The following is a 19,136-nucleotide window of genomic DNA, read 5'->3' as shown; positions in this document are numbered from 1 at the left end:
AGCTGATATGCGAGAGTCTATGGATTCCATGTATTCAGCTGTATTAATTGGTTTCCCCATCTGTATGAGCCTGATTCTGATCATTTTCAAAAAGGTTAGGTAGTTGCGGTAAGCCAAACCGTTACCAATGGTTGCTGGCCGTGGCGTTTTTGTGGGTTGGATTCAAGTCGGCAGTGACCGAAACAGGCGCGGTGGTCGGACTGAACGGAGTCGTGTATACAATAAGCTTTACCCTTATTCTGGTGGTACTGTTGGTGGGTTATTAGAAAGGATGCATGATGTTAACAAGTGAATGTAAGACGGTTATGCGCTGGGGAGGTATAGCCTTAGTATCTTTTGCATATTATCTGTGGCTCTTTCTTGCTATTTTTCCGTTAGATAATAAAGGGGACATGCCACTGGGTAAGGTGGTTACTATCGAATATCATGAGGCCGTTATAGAAAATATTTATAAGGCCACAGATAATATTCTTGAGGTTGCTTTAATTGGTTTCCCCATCTGCGTGGCGCTGATTCTCATCATTTTCAAAAAGGTTAGATAGTTGTGGTAAGCAAACGGAACTGAGTGTTATGTGTGGAATGAGATAAACGAGGCTTGTGCTATACACAATTCAGTGATGATGAAACTAAATGGAGTTGGTTGAGTGGAGCACGATAAATTTATGCAATATGGCCGTGGGTTGGGGTTATGGCGTAACCCACGGGAAAATATTAAGCCCGAACCAACAAATTACTTCAGAGATGACCCGACTTACCTCACATCCTCAAAAGGGGAATGGGTTAATCAAATTCAAGAGTGCAAAAAAGAAAATAACCCGTTAGAGAACGGTGTATTTATCTGGACAGAAATTAAGGGTACAGGTCACGCTTTTGTCTCTGTGCATGAGGGTAATAATGCTTCTGTTTTTACCTATGGCCGCTTTGGTAGACGATCTGGTGTTATCGGGGCTGTGGGTGATGGCATCTTAAATTTTTTGCAGTTTGAAGATGCCAGAACATATTACCGAGAAGAGCTGTACAAGATGGAAGCGAAGGCATTCGTCATTACAGATGCGGACCCTGCAATTGCAAGAATGTATTTTGAAAAGTTGTGGCGTTCAGGAGGAAAGGCAAAAGAAACTCCATCTATGAGGGATCGTACCAAAAGGAATGGTCACACAATTGATCAATATGATGTTACGGGCGTGAATTGTACAACTCATGCAACAAAAGGCGTAAAGATAGCGGGATCACAAGTATTTGAGGGAGGATATACCACTCACTCTCAGATGCGAATTGATTACGAAGAAGATTTTGCCGTGCCGGTATCGCTACAGCGGTATTTAGAACGAAAAAGCGCTGAATCATCGATGCTTGTTGTTGATATGACCAATGAATTTAGGAAGCAGTACCCGAATACCGATAACTACACGCCGATAAGTGAAAAAAATCTTGAGATGGTTGTAAATAGAGGCGTTTCTGAAATTGCCTCGGGTGTTGGCAGGATGTCGCCTTATTCTGGTGGTACTATCGGTGGGTTATTAGACGGGATGCATGATGTTAACAAGTAAGTGCAAGGTATTTATTCGATGGGTCAGTATTGCCCTTGTCTCTCTATTTTATTATCTACTCGTAGGGGGGGTTGGTGCGATTTCTTTTGATAAGGATATTATGTATTTTTCAGAAAAAATTATATCTGTTGAATATCACAGAGCTAGCCTGGAGATTATGCAGGAACATACTAATTCGGTGTATTTAGCTGCGTTCATCGCTTTTCCCATCTGCGTGGCTCTGATTCTGATCATTTTCAAAAAGGTTAGGTAGTTGGGGTAAGCCAAACCGTTACCAATGGTTGCTGCCGGGAAAGCAGGACTCGCTGCGCCAATACTGTGAATAAAAAGCGGTGAGTAATTAGCAGTAGATAAGGTAAACAGAAACGAGGCGGGAGTGATCCCGCCTTGTGCTATACACAATTCAGTTACGATGAAACCAAATGGAGTTGGTTGAGTGGAACACGATAAATTTATGCAATATGGCCGTGGGTTGGGGTTATGGCGTAACCCACGGGAAAATATTAAGCCCGAACCAACAAATTACTTCAGAGATGACCCGATTTACCTCACGCCTTCAAAAGGGACCCTGTACACGATTCTGTGTAAATTGCCTTTTCTCAGAAGTTACCGCCCAGAAGATCACCGAACTCGATAATAAAACAGCTCACTGCCATTCGCCAGTCCCTCAGCGGCATCGTCCATTTTTGCGAGGCCGCCTGGATTGCCAGCCACACGACTTTTTTCACTGACTCGTCCGTCGGGAATACCTTCCTGTTTCTTGATTGCATGCCGGATCACGCTGTTCAGTGACTCGATAGCGTGGTTGTATAGATGACTTTGCGGCTGTCCCATGTGCCGGAGAATGCATCCAGAGCCTGCAACGCTACCTCTTCCGTCGGAGTCTGATAGAGGGCCTTCATGTCACGAGTGACTGCTTTGTTGTCCTTCCAGGAGACGAACCGCAGACTGTTACGTACCATATGGACGATGCATAGCTGGGTCCGCGCTTCCGGATACACTGTGTTAATCTAGGTATTAATTTTTCAGCGTCGCTTTCACTACAGCTGACAGCGGCGTCGTTGGACGACCAATCAGGCGGCTCAGCTGTTTACCACCATCAAACAAACCGCCTTTGGATGCCCCGATATCTGAATCAGCAATAATCTGCGCAAAAACATCAGGTAGCCCAGCGGAAACCAACGCTGCGGTGAACGCTGCTTCAGACAGATGTTGATAACCGATATTTTTTCCAGACTGTTTGCTAATTTCTGCCGCCAGTTCTGCCAGCGTATAAGGTTCATCACCAGCCAGTTCATAAACCTTGCCAGCTTGCCCTTCCTGCGTCAGCCCCGCTACCGCAGCGGCAGCGAAGTCTTCGCGGGTTGCAGAAGCAATTCTCCCTTCACCTGCGCTACCGATAAATACACCGTGTTCCAGCGCAGCAGAGATGCTGGCCGCGTAGTTTTCGGTATACCAGCCATTGCGCAGTAGAACATGCGGTAAACCAGAGTCCTTCAGCAATGCTTCTGTCTGCTGATGTTCTGCCGCCAGCGCCAGAGGCGATTTATCAGCATGCAACAGGCTGGTGTACGCGATCAGTTTAACTTCAGCTTTCACCGCCGCCTCTATGACGTTGCGGTGTTGTAGTGCACGTTGACCAACCTCACTTGAAGAGATCAGCAGCACTTTATCCACACCTTGCAGGGCAGAAGCCAGCGCCTCAGGCTGATTGTAATCCGCCGCTTTCACCTGCACACCGAGTGCAGACAGATCGGTAACCTTATTCACATCACGCACCAGCGCCACGATGTCGTTCGCCGGTACCTTCCCTAACAGTTGTTTGATAACCAAACGGCCCAGTTGGCCGGATGCACCAGTAATCGCAATCATCTCAAGCTCCTTTTATTGACTGTCTTTTATTAACCGTCTTTTGTTAACAAGAACTGGCTGGCATAATATCGGCAAAGCTAACTTTAAGTAAGTACATACATAAAGGTAAGTATAGTGAGTCAATCCAAAACACCCATAGATTTATTGCTCCCAATTCAGCCAGATGGGAATGTCTTTGCTGATAAATGCCCGTCTCGCCAGATACTTAACCACGTTACCAGTCGCTGGGGGGTGCTGATTTTGATCGCATTACTTGATGATACGCATCGCTTCAGTCAGCTGCGTCGACGGATTGGCGGCGTGAGTGAGCGTATGTTGGCGCAGACCCTACAATGGCTGGAAAATGACGGTTTTGTCCTACGAACGGCCTATCCGGTTGTCCCGCCACATGTTGAGTATAGCCTCACCCCATTAGGCAAAGAGGTTGGCGAGCGGGTAAAAGAACTGGCGATATGGGTAGAAGGGAATCTGGGCGAGATTCTGGCGGCACAACAATCAGGCGAATAGTACAAGCCCATGACTACGCTAATATAAGCCATTGAATTATATCATCTTATGAGAAAAAACGTATGCAGCCTAATTTCATCATTGAAAGATAATTTCTAGCAGTCTCCTCATAGCGGATGGCAGCCAGCTGAACTCTTTTAAAAACCATATCGATCCACGAAAACCTTCACTCAGGGTTGCGTCCGTTGTTTGTGGGCTAGAGAACCCCAGGGTAACGAACTGGATTTTTCAGTCTGTTGCTCTGGAGCTGGATTGATGATTCATCTAAGCCGATTTGTTTTATTTTTTAAACAAAAATTAAATCATTTAACTTAGTTCTTTATATCCCAAAATCCTTTCGATGAAAAAATTATTGTACGATTCCTTTCAAGAAGAATTGAATCATTGGATGTGGTTATGGTCGTATTAAAAGTAGCATTGGAAGAAATTCTGACCACTTGATTAATTTTTTGAACGTTTGGCATGTATATATCTCGAGCCCAATGTCCATCATACAAAATAATTTCAATGTTGTCATGTTTATCAAGTGCTTCTTTTATCATTTTTTCTGTTATCGTTTCACCGTTACTAAAAGGAAATTTGTAATATATAATTTTATCTGTGAAATTAATTAATTTATCTCTTAGGATATTTATTTTATTCCAAGTATCTTCTCCATAAATTTTATCTAATCCATAATGGCTTTGAGGTAAATAAGTATTATTACCACTAGGAATATCATTAATATACTTCTTACTCATTAATACTGCTGCTTCTTCACGCAATTCTTTACCCACCCCCTCATCGTAATCTGGTAATTTCTTAGTCAACACTGAGAGTGATGGCAAATATAGCGTCTGATCGAATTTCTGCAATCGGATGTTTTTATAAAAATCCCATGCTTCAAACGCTAATTTTTTATCATCTATTTTTAATAGATATCCGGTACCTTTATCCTTTATACCATTCTCACCTTTAGTTAAGCTAGGTATTTCAATCAGTGTTCCAAAAGGTCTTTGGATAAACTCTATAACACCAAAACCATTATGAATATGCCCACTCAGCATTATTATTTGAGGGTACTCTAAAAACAAAGCTTTCAGTTCTTCGTCTTGATCACCAAAGCCACCAAATAGCCCAGCTCGCCAATGCGATGAATTGAATGCTTGATGTGTTATGACAAAAATAGGATTATTAATATTAGCGTTTTCGGCTAATTTATCATTCAACCAAGATAGAGATTTTTCATTCAGCTCCATTTTATCCTTGAGACCAACATCTGTATTCAAACACAAAAAGTGATAACCACCAATCCAAGCGTCTATACACATAGTGTCTTTATAATATTTAACACCAAAATCATTAAGGTATGAATGATATAGTTCAACCAAATCTGGATCTAATACTCCACCAGGTTTAGCGCCGGAACGAACATCATGATTTCCCAACATCAACATTAGGTTAGCGTGATAATTTTTAGGGAATTTCTCACTTATCGTTGAGAATGCACCTTTTCTATCTCGATGATAATCTCCAATATCTCCCGCCATTACTAATCCAGTTGCACCGGCGTTCACAATGTTTGTTACTGACGTGGCTAACACCTTTTTGTCATCATCTGAATTTTGATGAATATCACTAATAATACCAATAATCATGATTACCCCTCTCTTCTTAAGAAGAAGTCACACATAAATTTATATGGATGTAGTCATCTCAAAGTGGAAATATAATTTCACTAGAGATTAGGTTGGTTTTTTTTAAAATCATCAATCAGACATAAAATTAAATTTTTTCTTTTAGATAATCTATCCATTAGGATAAGTGGCAATCGTAGTTAATGAAAAATAATTCAATCTACAGTCTATACTCTAAATGATTCAGGTGAGTGAGCGCAATCAACGCACATTCAATTTTAAGCATGATGGATATACAAGACTATTAATAAAAACAAATGCTTGTCCTAGTACGACGGACGCCATCAGAACAAGATTTATTCGATATAACAGAGGGGACATTCAAATAATGCCCCCTGAAAGACATATAATGTTCTATTAAATTAGCGTTTTTTGTTTTTTAAAGCTGTCATCAATTTATTTATGACTTTGTAGATCGGTGCTGTTCGCACTCATCATATCACTTTCTGGGTTAATCTCGGGCTTACAGTAATCAAACACATTGTCGCTGCTTGTTTTACGCCATACACCCCATTCCCCGTCTGAGCCAGGTATTGTACCTATGATCCCCCAGCCATTAACCCACGTATCCCCAGCATAGGCAATTTTTTGGCATATGGCAGTGTACATAATGGATTCAGACCATTCTGGATTAGCTCTCAGAGATATATAATCTGAGATTGTGACAATAGCGCCATTACTCCCAATAGAGTCAACTTTTATCGCTTTACCTGAGTAAGTATCATACAGAGTTTTTCCAGGCATTAAAGGAGGAGTACTACGATCACTACTGCCTGGAATGGTATGAATAATAACATTATAACTTAATCGCGGTTGAGGATTAATTTCTCTAACTATAATCCCATTAATAAACGGAGAGTTCGCTGCCCAACTGCTGTCAAATCGGTTTGCCTGACGAAACTCTAGCGTCAGATAGGGAAAATTGGGGTTGTTACGCGCTATACGTATTCCCTGTTTTCCCCCTTTATCATCAAGCAGTGGATCAATTTTATAGGTGCCGTTACCCACAACCGGAAATTGTTCGTCAGTTAACCACCCCGCCTCATGCATATAATTGACAGGATACATCCTTCCACCGCCTCCCCCCATGGTGTCAGATATGTCATTACTTCCGCCATCTTTTCCGCTGATCTGACAGTAATCATCAATTATCACACCTGTTGAGATGGTAGAACAGTCGGCCAAAATATTAGAGTGTTTGAAACCCAGTGTATGACCAAATTCATGTGTCCACATCCAGTACTTATGACCACTGGCATTGGAAACAATATATCTTCCTGGTGTGGTAAATTTTGATGGAAGAATTGCATTAGCAGCGTAGCTACACTTGCTGTTATAGGTGTGTTCAACATAAATAAGGTCGTAATTATCAGGATTAATACCCTGTGCCTTAGCCAGCTCAATTGCCTTGTCTCTATAAGCTCTGCTGTTACATGAGTCACCAGGGTTGCCGATATCAAGATTATCGATAGTCTTACCTTCCTTAATTATCAACGTGCCACGAGAAGCCAGAGCCAGATATTCACTCAGCGATGAATATTGTCCATTACCGCCAAAAAGCGCTTTCCTGATTTCATTAGTTGGTCTCTGAGATATACCCGTAAAATGTGTATTCAATAACAATACATTTAAGGTACCTTTCATGCTTCTCCTCAGAGGCTCATATTGACTAAAGCTCCAGTTTCCTACAGATGCTGTCGCATTGTTCAGCGTGAGAACATGATCATTATTGACAGAAAGTTCACCATTTCTTCCATAATCCTTCTGTACCTTGCTAATTATCGAATATTGTTTGTGTGTTCTGGTGGCTATAGACCAGTAAGTCTGGGAACTATAGGTACCACTATTGCATTGACGCATTTCGACCGCGTTTCCATTCGTGGTACTAAAGAGGCAGATATTATCATCAAGTGTACTGTTTTTGATGGTGTTATAACCGTCAACTGTCTCAACCACCCATTGCTGAGAGCTCACACCATTGCATACATTAAACGCAATCTTTTTCTTATCAGAACCAAGATCCATGCACTGATCCAAACCAACTATTCTGTTCATAATGGCGGTGGTTTGCCTTACAGTTGTGTCAATGAAATGCCATTTCCCAGTAGGAGTACTATCAACATTTAAAGTGAGTTTATTATCATTGAGTGATAGCCAACCGCTTCTTCCGTAATCCACCTGAACTTTACTACGTAGTGAATACTGTTTTTTGTCCGTAGTAATTAACTCCCAGTAAGTCTGTGAATCATAGGTTCCACTGCTACACTCTCGCATTTCAATTGTATTTCCATTTGTCGTAGAGAACAAACAGATATTTTCCGGCAGCGTGCTATTTTTAATTGTGCTGTATTTACCAATTGCTGTCTCAATGCGCCATTTTTGAGAATTAGTATTATGACAGTCGTTAAACACAATGGTTTTTTGATCGGAGAAAAGGTCCATACATTTTTCGGAGTCTGCAATCTTGTGCGTAATATTAACGGTAAGATTATCTGCGTAACAGAGGGTACTGATTAAAAAAATAAAAATAGCAAGCAGTTGTAGTATAAATCGACGAATAATTCGAGTCATATAAATTCCTTACTAAGAAAAAATAATGAACCTCTGTAAATACAAAGGTCGCCCATAGGACGCGTACTTTTATCATTTTACAGAACGTTAAAAATATCACTACTTATGACATATGAAAAATAACTAATTACCATTGCTCACTTGGTATAGTTTGATGGTCATTAATATCTTGTCATCTTCTGCTTTATCCTTATTTTCAGAAGAAGAGAGTGATTTTACTCCTTACCATATCAACGCGTCATATACTCGTCATACTTCAAGCTGCTTGTGCGTTGGTTGTCCTCGCTCACCCCAGTCACTTACTTGAGTAAGCTCTTGGGGACTCACGCTATTGCCGCCTTTCTGCCACTCGAATTATTTAGGGTATAAATATTGTGAAGAGCATCCTTTATCAGCAAGTATGGCTTTTCCACGACGTTTGAGGTAGCCCCCTTATGGCTTATGCCAAATATCACCCAAAAGCTGAAATGCATATTGGCACTAGCCTGAGGCTTATCAGAACATTAAGCGATAAGACTAAATTCAAAGGCGCTACGGTTTTTGCTGAAAAGTATCTCGCCAGAGATTAACAACTTCATTATCCATGGCGGCTGCAAAAATCATGCGAACAACGGCCAAACGAGTAATATGCTTCCCAGCGGCGAAAGCGCTAAAACTGAGAAGGTATATCAGTGGGAAGTAAGCTGGTAATATCGGTGAAAACCACTTGCCAAGTCTCATCATCGACAGCCATAAAGCCAAAATAGCGCAGCAGGAATACGCCCTCTGAAGCCAAGAAAGCCAATCGTGCGTTGCGCCCTTCCTGTGAATTCATATCCAAATCGGCGAGTTGACGAGCATACCACTCTTTAGATTTAGCCAAATTTTCAGGCACGTTGAGTAGTGAAGCCATCATTCCCGCCGCCCGATCGCCTTCTGCGGCATCCGTCCGATAAGTGATGTCAACGTGCGCTCGCACTCTGGCTTCTCGGCTATTATCCGCACCGATGCTCGCGACCATCATCTCATCAAACTCATCTTCCCAGCGCTGGTACATGGCGTTAATCAGCTCATCTTTCGTACCGAAACACGATTGAATACCGCCTTTTGTCACGCCCGCAGCCTTGGCGACCGCATCGATCGTCAATGAAGCTGTCCCCTGTGTACGGACAATCTGTTCTGCCGCATCCAACACACACATACGATTAATGCTCTTATGACGCCCCATGCCTTCTCCTTTTTAAAATACGTTTGTATTTAAAAAACAATTCTATATCATCAGAATGCTATCCAACAGATGAAAAATGAATGATCAAGGTAGAGATTCAGCTATGCAATCATCAAAGAAGTGGCTGATTCTGGCCATTGTTTCCAGCGCCCTGTTCTTGATCGTTATCGACATGACGGTGCTGTACACCGCACTCCCAACACTGACTCACGACTTGCACGCTACGGCATCGGACAAGCTGTGGATCGTTAATATCTACGCGTTGGTTGCCTCCGGCTTGCTGCTGGGAATGGGGACTTTGGGCGATAAGCTGGGTCATAAACCTTTATTTATCTCTGGATTGGTGGTCTTTGGTGCCGCGTCATTATTTGCCGCTTATTCGCCCACACCCAGCATGCTTATTGCCGCTCGCGCTTTGCTAGCGGTCGGTGCCGCGATGATGATGCCCGCCACACTGTCGATTATTCGTCTGACATTTACTGATGAACGGGAACGCGCACTGGCAATCGGTATCTGGGCTGCGGTGGCATCCGGCGGCGCAGCGTTTGGTCCTGTGATGGGCGGGATACTGCTTGAATACTTCTGGTGGGGCTCGGTTTTCCTCATCAACGTACCGGTTGTTCTGCTCGCTCTTATCATGGGAACCACCGTGATTCCACATCGGCCAGGCAATGCTTCACACCGCTGGGACTTCATTGGTTCTCTATTAATCATGGTGGGTTTGATTGGTGTAACCTATGCCATCAAAGAACTGGGCAAGCGGGTTCCGTCTTATGAAGATGCGCTAATCGCTCTGCTCATCGGCGTGACGTTCATAACCCTGTTCGTCCGGCGTCAGCGTAACAGCAAGCACCCCCTGGTCGATTTCTCTCTCTTCCGCCTGCGGCCTTTCTGCGCGGCCGTGGCTGCCGCTATCGTGGCAGCCGCCGCTTTGATCGGAATGGAGCTGGCTTTCACTCAGCGATTGCAGTTAGTCGTCGGACTGTCTCCGCTACAGGCGGGATTGTTCATTCTACCGCTATCACTGGCGTCCTTTATCTCTGGCCCGTTAACCGGAAAGATACTGCCGCGCGTGAATAGCGGGACAATGCTAGCCGCTGGCCTGTTGATTTCAGGGCTCGGAATGGGAAGCTATCTGCTGCTTCACAATGCGCCTACCATTATACAAATCATCAGCCTAACCGTTATTGGTGCAGGCGTGGGCTCCACCATGACGGCCGCATCCAGCACTATTATGCAGGTTGCTCCAGCGTCAAAAGCGGGTATGGCGGCGTCAATCGAAGAAGTGTCCTATGAATTAGGGGGCGCGACGGGCGTGACGCTGATGGGCAGTTTGCTGTCTTTCGCTTATTCCGCAACGTTTATGCTACCCGCTGGGTTTGCCGCACCAGACACCGCGTATGACAGTCTGGACGAGGCATTAATTTTTGCCGAATCCTTACCGGAAAATATGCGGCAGGTGCTTACTGCACAGGCACATTCCGCCTTTGATTCGGGGTTTTCCATTGTGCTGGCCGCAGCCACGCTGCTCCTGCTGTTGACCGCGGCCTTCGTCTGGACAACGCGCCATAATAAACAGCATCGTCATCAAGCCACTGATGTATAGCACCACCGACTCATCGGTTAAGACGATAAAAAACGCCGTTCAATAACGAACGGCGTTGATGATTTAGCAACGTATTACACTATAACAATGTACTGCAATGTAACGATGTACTTACTTAGAAATTTAGTCGGTTTCTTTACCGTATTGCAGTGAACGAGGCCCGTACAGTATACCGCGTGGATGACCCGCCGCCAGCAGGCGCGCACTGGTCACGCCCGCAACATCGTGGCCTTTATCAGAGATCGTGTCCGCTATCTGGTTTACTGCGGCCTGCACCAGAATACCAATAATGCCGCCGTTAGAACTTGATTGCTGCTCGTTGCTGGATGCCGTTGCGCTTCCGCTCCACAGCAGTTTTCCGGTACGCAGATCAACCAGACGAGCATCCGCAGAAACGCGGGTTTCACTGTTAATCACGATGTATGACGTGCCGTACTCTTTTACGTCCAAATACAGCGCAGCATCGGCACCAAAGATTTGCTGCAGCTTAGCCGTATTCAGCGCATGAATATCCGACGCCGTCACCAGACCATTCTGCTTGAATGTCTCTTCTACAACCGCGACAGGCAATACGTAGTATCCCGATTCCGCCAGCGGATACGTGACCTGAGAAAGCAGGCTATAGCTCGCTTTCACATCTGGGGAATGGTTAACCGGCGGCAATACCAGAATGGACTTAGGCTTGCTCTGCTTAAATGCCGTGTAATCATAAGGCACGGGTTTAGCGCAGCCAGTCAGCGCCAGCGCAAAAACCAGACCACATAATCCTAAGAAACGATTCATTTAATATTCCCTTTATTTTTACTCAACAAGAAATCCATGAAAGGCGCTGATTCGGGGAATTTCGCTTTTTCAGTTTCAAACTGCTGGCGAGCTTCACTATCACGGCCAGTATTGGCATACAGCAACCCAAGTTGAGCATAAAGTCCCGGCGGGACAGGTTTATTTTCGGCTTTCGCTTTTTCGATCGATTCATTCAGAGAAAGAATCTGTTGCTCTGGGCCGACTTTATCTTGTTGGTAATAATCATAAAGTGCAGGCTGATATTTATCCCAGCTGTAAATCGTTTTCGGCGCGGACGCACAACCAGCCAATACCGCCGCTGCCAGTAGCAGGGCAACTTTCTTATAAGAAAACATTGTTATACTCCTATTCCATTAGTTCGCTGGACGCCAGGCACCGCTTTCAATTCCTGCAACCAGATTATTGACGGCTTCACGAATAGCCAAATCCAGCACTTTACCGTTCAGCGTCGAGTCATAGCTGGCCGTGCCGCCAAAACCGATAATTTCACGGTTCGACAAGGTGTACTCGCCCGCACCCTGTACGGAATACACCACTTCAGACGTTTGTACGTTCACCACATTCAACGTGGTTTTTGCGTAAGCAACCTGAGTTTTACCGCGACCAAGGATGCCCCATAGCTGATGGTCACCCACTTCTTTGCGACCAAACTCGGTCACATCGCCAGTAACAACATAGTTCGCGCCTTTCAACGTCTGTGTTTGCCCTTTAATACTCGCTTCCGCTTTCAGCTCTTCCATGTTGGTACGATCCAACACATTAAAGCGGCCGCTCTGCTGGAGATGGCTAACAAGAATGGTCTTGGATTGATTACCTAAACGGTCAACGCCATCAGAAAAAATACCGTTCATGTAATTAGAGCGGTTTTCAAATTTTCCGACGGAAATCGGGCTGCGAACACCCTGATAAGGCGTACTGTAAGAAGTGACTTTTTGTGCTTCTACGGTACGGGAAGACTCTGTGGCACATCCGCTCAATAACGCAGCTGACATGAATACAGAACAAAGAATGACTTTTTTATTCATAACACTATCCCTTAGTGACAATCCATTAACCTGAGCAACGCCCTGTTATTGATTCATAATGAAAATGCCGTAAACACGTTATTTAGCTGCAACATTGTTTTGATGCAACAGTGTTTTTCTGCATATAAATAGCGCCAAGCATTATGAGGGGCGTAAGTAAAAGTAACGAGTTATTTCATCAAAAATAATGAAAACCAGAATTTTTACCCGAGATAAATCACTGTAAACCAGACAAAAAACAAGGTTATATTCAACCAGACCATTACTTTCGCATAACATTACAACCTACTGAAACAATTCAATAATTTTATTAGTAACACGCGTGAGATTTAACATTAACCGACTTTTTACCTGCTCTATATCAAAGTCAGGGTGTTATCCAGCGATTAGGATAAAGACCACGATCGAGGGATCCAGAGTGGGAAAAGGTAATGAACCGATTTGTTATTGCCAGTACTCAAGACTGTATGGGGTGCCATGCATGCGAAATTGCCTGTGTTATTTCACACAATGACGAGCGCTATCCAGATAGCGCCGCGGTGTTTCAGCCCAGAATCAAGGCATTCAATACGCCAACGCTGCGGGCTGCCATGACCTGCCGTCACTGTGAAGATGCCCCCTGCGCCAGCGTGTGTCCAACGCAGGCCTTGATCAGAAAAGACAATAGCATTCAGCTCGTTCAGGAAAAGTGCATCGGCTGCAAAAGCTGTGTACTAGCTTGCCCGTTTGGCGCAATGTCCATGGTAACAAGCTCGGTAGACAACAGCGCCGTCGCCCATAAATGCGATCTCTGCGCCGATCGTCCAGAAGGGCAAGCGTGTGTAGAAGCCTGTCCGACCCAGGCCTTACAGCTCGTCAGCGAGCAAACGTTAGCGGCCCGCCGTCAGGAAAAACAGCAGGCGATGGCGCTGCGTTCCTCCGCTCACTGGCAGCGTGAAACGCCCGTGCTGAAAACGCTGACACCCCATCCGCTTAGCAAAAGAAAAAACTGGCCGCGTCGAGATGCCGAGAAAAAGCCGCTGACCCAGAGAACCTCCACGTTTGATGAAATCTATCATGGTTTCTCCATGCAGCAGACGGAAGATCAGGCTGGCCGCTGCCTTTCTTGCGGCAAACGCGCGATCTGCGAGTGGACCTGCCCGCTGCATAACAATATTCCCGAATTGCTGAGTCTGGCCAAACAGGGGCGCATTCTTGAAGCCGTAGAACTGTCGCACCAAACCAGCAGCCTGCCGGAAATCTGTGGCCGAGTGTGCCCGCAGGATCGGTTATGTGAAGGAGCCTGTACGCTGGGCAAGGAGTATGGTGCGATTACCATCGGTAACGTTGAGCGTTACATTACCGATACCGCGATAAAAATGGGCTGGTCGCCCGATATGACGCATGTTGTTCCCAGTGGCAAACGCGCGGCAATCGTCGGTGCTGGTCCTGCTGGGCTAGCCTGTGCCGATGTGCTAGCCCGCAACGGTGTGCAGGCCGTGGTGTTCGATCGTCACCCGGAAATTGGTGGCTTGCTCACGTTCGGGATTCCGTCATTCAAGCTGGATAAAGACGTCCTGGTTCATCGGCGTGAAGTGTTCAGCGCCATGGGCATCGAATTCCAACTGAATACCGAAGTGGGGAAAGATATTTCTCTGGCTCAGTTGCTGGACGACTATGACACCGTTTTCCTCGGCGTAGGCACCTACCGCTCCATGAAAGCCAACATTGATAATGAAGAGGCTCCCGGCGTCTTCGATGCGCTTCCGTTCCTGATCGCCAATACCAAACACGTCATGGGGCTACCTGAATTAGACGATGAACCTTATATCTCGATGGCGGGCAAACGCGTCGTGGTGCTCGGCGGGGGGGATACCGCGATGGACTGCCTGCGCACGTCTGTTCGGCAGGGTGCAGTATCCGTCACCTGCGCGTATCGTCGTGATGAAGCCAATATGCCCGGCTCGAAAAAAGAGGTGAAAAACTCCCGCGAAGAAGGCGTGGAATTCCTGTTTAACGTTCAGCCACAAAAAATCTGCCTCAATGAGCAGGGCGAAGTATGCGGCATTAGTCTGGTTCGCACCGAACTGGGCGAGCCTGACGCCAGCGGCCGTCGTCGCCCACGCCCTATTCCTGATTCAGAATTCGTGCAGCCCGCGGACGCAGTAATAACCGCATTTGGCTTTCAGTCACACAACATGCCGTGGCTGGAAGACGCCGACGTCGGTCTGGATAACTGGGGATACATCACAGCCCCGCTTGATAGTCAGATACCTTGCCAGACCAACCATCCGCGTATTTTTGCCGGTGGTGATGCCGTTCGCGGTGCCGATCTGGTCGTGACCGCCATTGCTGACGGGCGCAAAGCCGCATTGGGAATGATTGCGACAATGGGGCTGACTGCCGCCACGGGAGCCATTCCCGCACACCCGCAGCGCCCCGAAATGAACGCAACCCGCGAGGAGCTCCGCTCATGAATCAATTTGTTATCGCCGAAGCAGAAAAATGTATCGGCTGCCGGACCTGTGAGATCGCCTGCGCGGTAGCCCATAGCGGTGGTCAAAGCGCACAACTGCGGCCTTCTCACTTCTTTCCCCGCCTGAAGGTCGTTAAAAGCGCCAGCGTCAGCGTCCCCGTTCTTTGCCGCCAGTGTGAGAACGCGCCCTGTGCCAGCGTATGTCCGAATGACGCGCTGGTGCGCGATCGGGATAGCATTCAGGTTATTCAGTCCCGCTGTATCGGCTGCAAAAGCTGCGTCGTCGCCTGTCCTTTCGGGGCTATCAATGTGGTGACAAAAGCATCGAATGACGAAGGGAAAACACACCTCACGCAAAGCGAGGTTCACAAATGTGATTTATGCGTGGATGTCGCCCAGAGCCCTTCCTGCGTCAGTGTGTGTCCAACATCGGCGCTGCGATTAGTAACAGCAGATGAGTTGCGCAAACAGACGCTGGAAAAACAGCGGCGTTCCGCACTGGGGTGGTCGAGCCATTAAAACAGACTGGAAGGTGGCGGACAGGGAAGGATCGCCACAAAACACGCAGTACAGGAAATTCGGTGTGCCTAATTAATAATTATCGCCGATTTATCCATCGATTTTTCTTTAGATCACATATTAGTCTGATAATATGCATCGGTAATGCCTGATAGGTTCCCATCTTTTATCACGATCACGGAGTGAACAATGACCTGCCATTTTGTCAGGTGGACAAGCACGGAAGCGCTTCCTGACTTACAAAGACTGCCCGATAGGCTTATCTCATCAACACAGGGTTTTTCAGCCAAACGCCGCGAGCGTTATCTGAAAAGTCGAGTGCTGCTGGCTGAGATGATGTTCTATTTTTTCGGCTATCCGCTGTTGCCTACGCTACTCGTGTCCCCTGAAGGACGCCCTTATTTTGCCGATCCCAATATGCCCAATTTCAGCATCGGCTATGCAGGCAATACTATCGCCATCCTCCTGAGCGAAGAAGGCAGCGTCGGTATGGATATCGAAATCGTTCATGTCAGGCCAACGAATCAGGTCGTCCCACAGATGCAGGCGCAGACACAGGCCGAACAGGCGTGGATCGACGCACAGCGCGATCCGCTGGAAGCAGCAACGCAGCTATGCACCATCCGCCAGTCATTGATGAAGATCCCTGGCGTGAACAGCCATCCTCCCAATAACCTGAAACTCCACCCCGCCTCTGGCAGGCTGCGTTCAACCTGCACCCCCGCCGTAGAAGTGATGAGTGATGTTGATGATTACCTTGCCTGGGCATGTGCCCATATCCCCACACTTAACCGCTTGATCATGTGGAAATACACGTCGGCAACGGGCATGAGAAAGTCGGGAGAAATACTACAGCAGCAGCGCCAGTCTTTACGCTATATGAAATTAACCAGCCATACGATAGAAAAAGCCACCTCTACCGCCTCACAGTAGCCAGCCGCCTTGTCGCAGGCTGAGGCTCCGGGAAAGCCCCGGAGCCACGAACACATTAATGCCCGTCGATAAACACAATTTTCAGCAGGAACAGCAGCGCAACCACGACCACGCACGGGCTGATTTCACGCCAGCGACCCGTCGCCAACTTCATCACACAGTAAGAAATGAAGCCCAGCGCGATCCCTTCAGTAATAGAGAAGCTGAACGGCATCATCACCGCGGTAATAAAGGCAGGTACGGCCTCCGTCAAGTCATCCCACTTCACGCGCGCCAGGCTGGACGTCATCAATACGCCCACGTAAATCAGTGCGCCAGCGGCCGCATAGGCAGGCACCATCCCCGCCAACGGCGACAGGAAGATCACCAGCAGGAACAGCAGACCCACAACTACGGCGGTCAGGCCGGTACGTCCGCCCACGGACACGCCAGAAGAGCTTTCAATATATGCAGTAACGGATGACGTTCCGATAAACGAACCAGCTACAGAGCTGATGCTATCGACATACAGCGCCTGCTTCATGCGCGGGAACTTACCGCGAGCATCAACCAGACCGGCTTTATCCGTCACGCCAATCAGCGTACCGGAGGAGTCAAACAGGTTAACCAGCATGAAGGAGAAAATAATGCCGGACATCCCGAGGTTCAGCGCCCCAGCCAGATCAACCTGACCCACCACCGACATGACGCTCGGCGGCATGGAGAACACGCCAGAATACGTCACATCGCCCAGCAGCAGGCCAATTGAGGTGGTCACCACGATGGAGATCAGTACCGCGGCGTGAATATTACGTGAGGCCAGCGCCACAATAATGAAAAAGCCCAGAGCACCCAGCAGCACGCTGTGTGACGTCAGGTTACCAATCGTCACCAGCGTTTCAGGGTTAGGAACGATAATGCCGGCGTTTTTCAGGCCCATCATGGCAATGAACAGGCCGATACCGCTGGCGATACCCAAACGCAGGCTGAGCGGAATATTGGCGATCATCCAATAGCGAATCTGGAAGATAGTCAGCAACAGGAAACCGATTGCGCCCCAGAAAATAGCACCCATCGCAACCTGCCATGGGAGACCCATCGCGCCAACGACGACAAAAGCGAAAAATGCATTCAGACCCATTGCCGGAGCCAGCGCCACAGGCAGGTTAGCCAGCAGCCCCATCAAAATGCTGCCGAATGCCGCAATCAGACAGGTGGTCACAAAGACCGCTTTGGTATCCATCCCCGCCACGCCCAGAATCTGCGGGTTAACAAAAACGATGTAGACCATCGTCAAAAACGTCGTGAAACCGGCAATCGTTTCCGTACGTGCTGTCGTGCCGTGTTGTTTAAGTTTAAACACGCGCTCCAGCAGGCCTTGCTCGGTAGCAAGACCGGGTTGTGATTTATTCATTAGTAACAATCCAAAGAAGGGAATAACTGTCGTCGGGTATCCTATAACAAAACGCTGCGTTTTTACGTTGATCCCACGTTTTTTTTCATCGAATAAGAAGAACCTATTAACGTCATGGCTATTACGCCGCACGCCCTCAGTTGAAACCCCTTAATTTTATGCAAGATCGCTCTGAAAATGGCTTTGTAGGTCGCAATATCGGGTCAATTGGTTAAAGTAGGAGCTTCATCTTTTATTTCATCGATAAGGATTGGTCATGCCCCGTATTGAATGCGTCTTCTTCGACTGTGATGGCACGCTGGTTGATAGCGAAGTTCTGTGTTGTCAGGCTTATGTGAATATCTTCATCCCGTATGGGGTGAACTTATCGCTGGAGGAGGTGATAAAAACCTACAAGGGCGTGAAGCTGTACGAGATTATTGCCCGCATCAGCCAGCAGCATGGCTTAACCGTGTCGGTAGAAGATGCAGAGCGTCATTTCCGGCAAGAGGTGAAACGTCTGTTCGATGAGTTCCTGCAACCTATCGAGGGCGCACGTGAGTTAGTGCAGTCTATTACTGTCCCAATGGCCGTGGTGTCCAACGGTCCGGTCAGCAAGATGCACCATTCGCTCGGCCTGACGCACATGCTCGATCTGTTTGGCGACCATCTCTACAGCGGCTACGATCTGAAAAAATGGAAGCCCGATCCGGCCGTGCTGTATCACGCTGCCGAGCAGTTACAGCTTCCCATCGAACACTGCATTCTGGTTGAAGATTCCGCCGCTGGTGTACAGGCAGGCATCGCCGCGGGCATTCCTGTATTCTATTACTGCGCCGATCCCCATAACCAGCCGATCCATCACCCACTGGTCACGATGTTCGATGACATGCGCGAACTGCCGCAAATCTGGCGCGAAAAAGGCTGGAACATCACTGCGTAGTAGCAGCCATTAAGACTTATGTCAGACCGTCGGCAAATCTATTTATGGAACGAAAACGGTGGTAATGGAATAGAAGAGTAAAGCGTTTGCGCCATG

General features: G+C 47.0%; 16 protein-coding genes and 1 pseudogene. 8 read left to right on the top strand and 9 right to left on the bottom strand.

Features of this window, described 5'->3' with window-relative positions; translation table 11 throughout:
• The first annotated feature begins 278 nt into the window (after positions 1 to 278).
• The gene (locus tag K7X24_RS12510) at positions 279 to 542 is read left to right on the top strand and encodes a hypothetical protein (protein ID WP_224555166.1); all 264 of its coding nucleotides are present in this window, start codon (positions 279 to 281) and stop codon (positions 540 to 542) included.
• 102 nt (positions 543 to 644) lie between these two features.
• Positions 645 to 1,550 (top strand): hypothetical protein, encoded by a 906-nt coding sequence (locus tag K7X24_RS12505; RefSeq protein ID WP_224555165.1) that lies wholly within the window; start codon positions 645 to 647, stop codon positions 1,548 to 1,550.
• Positions 1,551 to 2,149: 599 nt separating this feature from the next.
• Here the strand turns inward: K7X24_RS12505 and K7X24_RS12500 are convergent.
• Both K7X24_RS12500 and K7X24_RS12495 read right to left on the bottom strand, forming a co-directional pair.
• Positions 2,150 to 2,560 (bottom strand): annotated as a pseudogene (locus K7X24_RS12500) (transposase); the annotation flags it as partial.
• A gap of 7 nt (positions 2,561 to 2,567) precedes the next feature.
• Positions 2,568 to 3,422 (bottom strand): SDR family oxidoreductase, encoded by an 855-nt coding sequence (locus K7X24_RS12495; protein ID WP_224555164.1) that lies wholly within the window; start codon positions 3,420 to 3,422, stop codon positions 2,568 to 2,570.
• Positions 3,423 to 3,536: 114 nt separating this feature from the next.
• On the opposite strand from K7X24_RS12495, the gene K7X24_RS12490 reads away from it, so the two are divergent.
• Positions 3,537 to 3,929, top strand: a complete 393-nt coding sequence (locus tag K7X24_RS12490) for a winged helix-turn-helix transcriptional regulator (protein ID WP_224555163.1) — start codon at positions 3,537 to 3,539, stop codon at positions 3,927 to 3,929.
• 311 nt (positions 3,930 to 4,240) lie between these two features.
• Here the strand turns inward: K7X24_RS12490 and K7X24_RS12485 are convergent, their stop codons facing one another.
• The 3 genes from K7X24_RS12485 to K7X24_RS12475 all read right to left on the bottom strand — a co-directional run bounded on the left by K7X24_RS12485 (position 4,241) and on the right by K7X24_RS12475 (position 9,383).
• Complete coding sequence (locus tag K7X24_RS12485) at positions 4,241 to 5,566, bottom strand: metallophosphoesterase family protein (RefSeq protein WP_224555162.1); 1,326 nt, start codon at positions 5,564 to 5,566, stop codon at positions 4,241 to 4,243.
• Positions 5,567 to 6,001: 435 nt separating this feature from the next.
• Complete coding sequence (locus K7X24_RS12480) at positions 6,002 to 8,176, bottom strand: hypothetical protein (RefSeq protein ID WP_224555161.1); 2,175 nt, start codon at positions 8,174 to 8,176, stop codon at positions 6,002 to 6,004.
• A gap of 649 nt (positions 8,177 to 8,825) precedes the next feature.
• Positions 8,826 to 9,383 carry a TetR/AcrR family transcriptional regulator gene (locus K7X24_RS12475; RefSeq protein ID WP_224555160.1) on the bottom strand — a complete coding sequence of 186 codons (558 nt, stop codon included), beginning with the start codon at positions 9,381 to 9,383 and terminating at the stop codon, positions 8,826 to 8,828.
• 103 nt (positions 9,384 to 9,486) lie between these two features.
• Between K7X24_RS12475 and K7X24_RS12470 the strand changes: the two genes are divergently transcribed.
• On the top strand, positions 9,487 to 10,989 hold the full coding sequence (locus K7X24_RS12470; RefSeq protein WP_224555159.1) for an MFS transporter: 1,503 nt from the start codon (positions 9,487 to 9,489) through the stop codon (positions 10,987 to 10,989).
• Positions 10,990 to 11,112: 123 nt separating this feature from the next.
• Here K7X24_RS12470 and K7X24_RS12465 read toward each other — a convergent pair whose 3' ends face one another.
• Genes K7X24_RS12465 through K7X24_RS12455 form a run of 3 tightly spaced genes read right to left on the bottom strand, consistent with a single transcriptional unit; the run spans position 11,113 to position 12,818 of the window.
• Positions 11,113 to 11,772 carry a DUF799 domain-containing protein gene (locus K7X24_RS12465; protein ID WP_224555158.1) on the bottom strand — a complete coding sequence of 220 codons (660 nt, stop codon included), beginning with the start codon at positions 11,770 to 11,772 and terminating at the stop codon, positions 11,113 to 11,115.
• The gene (locus tag K7X24_RS12460; protein WP_224555157.1) at positions 11,769 to 12,128 is read right to left on the bottom strand and encodes a DUF4810 domain-containing protein; all 360 of its coding nucleotides are present in this window, start codon (positions 12,126 to 12,128) and stop codon (positions 11,769 to 11,771) included. Before K7X24_RS12460 ends, K7X24_RS12465 begins: the two co-directional genes overlap by 4 nt.
• A gap of 18 nt (positions 12,129 to 12,146) precedes the next feature.
• Positions 12,147 to 12,818, bottom strand: coding sequence for a CsgG/HfaB family protein (locus K7X24_RS12455; RefSeq protein ID WP_224555155.1), 672 nt, complete (start codon positions 12,816 to 12,818; stop codon positions 12,147 to 12,149).
• 431 nt (positions 12,819 to 13,249) lie between these two features.
• Here K7X24_RS12455 and aegA point away from each other — a divergent pair, with 431 nt between their 5' ends.
• The 3 genes from aegA (at position 13,250) to K7X24_RS12440 (ending at position 16,725) form a co-directional block, all read left to right on the top strand.
• Entirely contained in the window at positions 13,250 to 15,274 is a 2,025-nt protein-coding gene (aegA, locus tag K7X24_RS12450) for a formate-dependent uric acid utilization protein AegA (protein WP_224555154.1), read from the top strand.
• Positions 15,271 to 15,792, top strand: coding sequence for a 4Fe-4S dicluster domain-containing protein (locus tag K7X24_RS12445; RefSeq protein ID WP_224555153.1), 522 nt, complete (start codon positions 15,271 to 15,273; stop codon positions 15,790 to 15,792). Before aegA ends, K7X24_RS12445 begins: the two co-directional genes overlap by 4 nt.
• Positions 15,793 to 15,981: 189 nt before the next feature.
• Positions 15,982 to 16,725, top strand: coding sequence for a 4'-phosphopantetheinyl transferase family protein (locus tag K7X24_RS12440; protein WP_095701054.1), 744 nt, complete (start codon positions 15,982 to 15,984; stop codon positions 16,723 to 16,725).
• A 55-nt stretch (positions 16,726 to 16,780) separates the two neighbouring features.
• Here K7X24_RS12440 and K7X24_RS12435 read toward each other — a convergent pair whose 3' ends face one another.
• A complete protein-coding gene (locus K7X24_RS12435; RefSeq protein WP_039487851.1) occupies positions 16,781 to 18,118 on the bottom strand; it encodes an NCS2 family permease in 1,338 nt (445 codons plus the stop codon).
• Positions 18,119 to 18,374: 256 nt separating this feature from the next.
• Here K7X24_RS12435 and yieH point away from each other — a divergent pair, with 256 nt between their 5' ends.
• Entirely contained in the window at positions 18,375 to 19,040 is a 666-nt protein-coding gene (gene yieH / locus K7X24_RS12430; RefSeq protein WP_125233294.1) for a 6-phosphogluconate phosphatase, read from the top strand.
• Positions 19,041 to 19,136: the final 96 nt, after the last annotated feature.

The organism is Pectobacterium versatile (assembly GCF_020166435.1).
Classification (GTDB): domain Bacteria; phylum Pseudomonadota; class Gammaproteobacteria; order Enterobacterales; family Enterobacteriaceae; genus Pectobacterium; species Pectobacterium versatile.
The sequence above is the reverse complement of the archived record's forward strand: the minus strand, read 5'-3'. Positions and strand labels throughout refer to the sequence as shown.

What these genes read in the sequence shown, in the direction of transcription:
- K7X24_RS12455 (WP_224555155.1), bottom strand. Translation starts at nt 12,818, where the DNA reads ATGAATAAAAAAGTCATTCTTTGTTCTGTATTCATGTCAGCTGCGTTA.
- K7X24_RS12435 (WP_039487851.1), bottom strand. Translation starts at nt 18,118, where the DNA reads ATGAATAAATCACAACCCGGTCTTGCTACCGAGCAAGGCCTGCTGGAG.
- K7X24_RS12495 (WP_224555164.1), bottom strand. Translation starts at nt 3,422, where the DNA reads ATGATTGCGATTACTGGTGCATCCGGCCAACTGGGCCGTTTGGTTATC.
- K7X24_RS12465 (WP_224555158.1), bottom strand. Translation starts at nt 11,772, where the DNA reads ATGAATCGTTTCTTAGGATTATGTGGTCTGGTTTTTGCGCTGGCGCTG.
- K7X24_RS12440 (WP_095701054.1), top strand. Translation starts at nt 15,982, where the DNA reads ATGACCTGCCATTTTGTCAGGTGGACAAGCACGGAAGCGCTTCCTGAC.
- K7X24_RS12470 (WP_224555159.1), top strand. Translation starts at nt 9,487, where the DNA reads ATGCAATCATCAAAGAAGTGGCTGATTCTGGCCATTGTTTCCAGCGCC.
- K7X24_RS12485 (WP_224555162.1), bottom strand. Translation starts at nt 5,566, where the DNA reads ATGATTATTGGTATTATTAGTGATATTCATCAAAATTCAGATGATGAC.
- K7X24_RS12475 (WP_224555160.1), bottom strand. Translation starts at nt 9,383, where the DNA reads ATGGGGCGTCATAAGAGCATTAATCGTATGTGTGTGTTGGATGCGGCA.
- aegA (WP_224555154.1), top strand. Translation starts at nt 13,250, where the DNA reads ATGAACCGATTTGTTATTGCCAGTACTCAAGACTGTATGGGGTGCCAT.
- yieH (WP_125233294.1), top strand. Translation starts at nt 18,375, where the DNA reads ATGCCCCGTATTGAATGCGTCTTCTTCGACTGTGATGGCACGCTGGTT.
- K7X24_RS12480 (WP_224555161.1), bottom strand. Translation starts at nt 8,176, where the DNA reads ATGACTCGAATTATTCGTCGATTTATACTACAACTGCTTGCTATTTTT.
- K7X24_RS12510 (WP_224555166.1), top strand. Translation starts at nt 279, where the DNA reads ATGTTAACAAGTGAATGTAAGACGGTTATGCGCTGGGGAGGTATAGCC.
- K7X24_RS12460 (WP_224555157.1), bottom strand. Translation starts at nt 12,128, where the DNA reads ATGTTTTCTTATAAGAAAGTTGCCCTGCTACTGGCAGCGGCGGTATTG.
- K7X24_RS12445 (WP_224555153.1), top strand. Translation starts at nt 15,271, where the DNA reads ATGAATCAATTTGTTATCGCCGAAGCAGAAAAATGTATCGGCTGCCGG.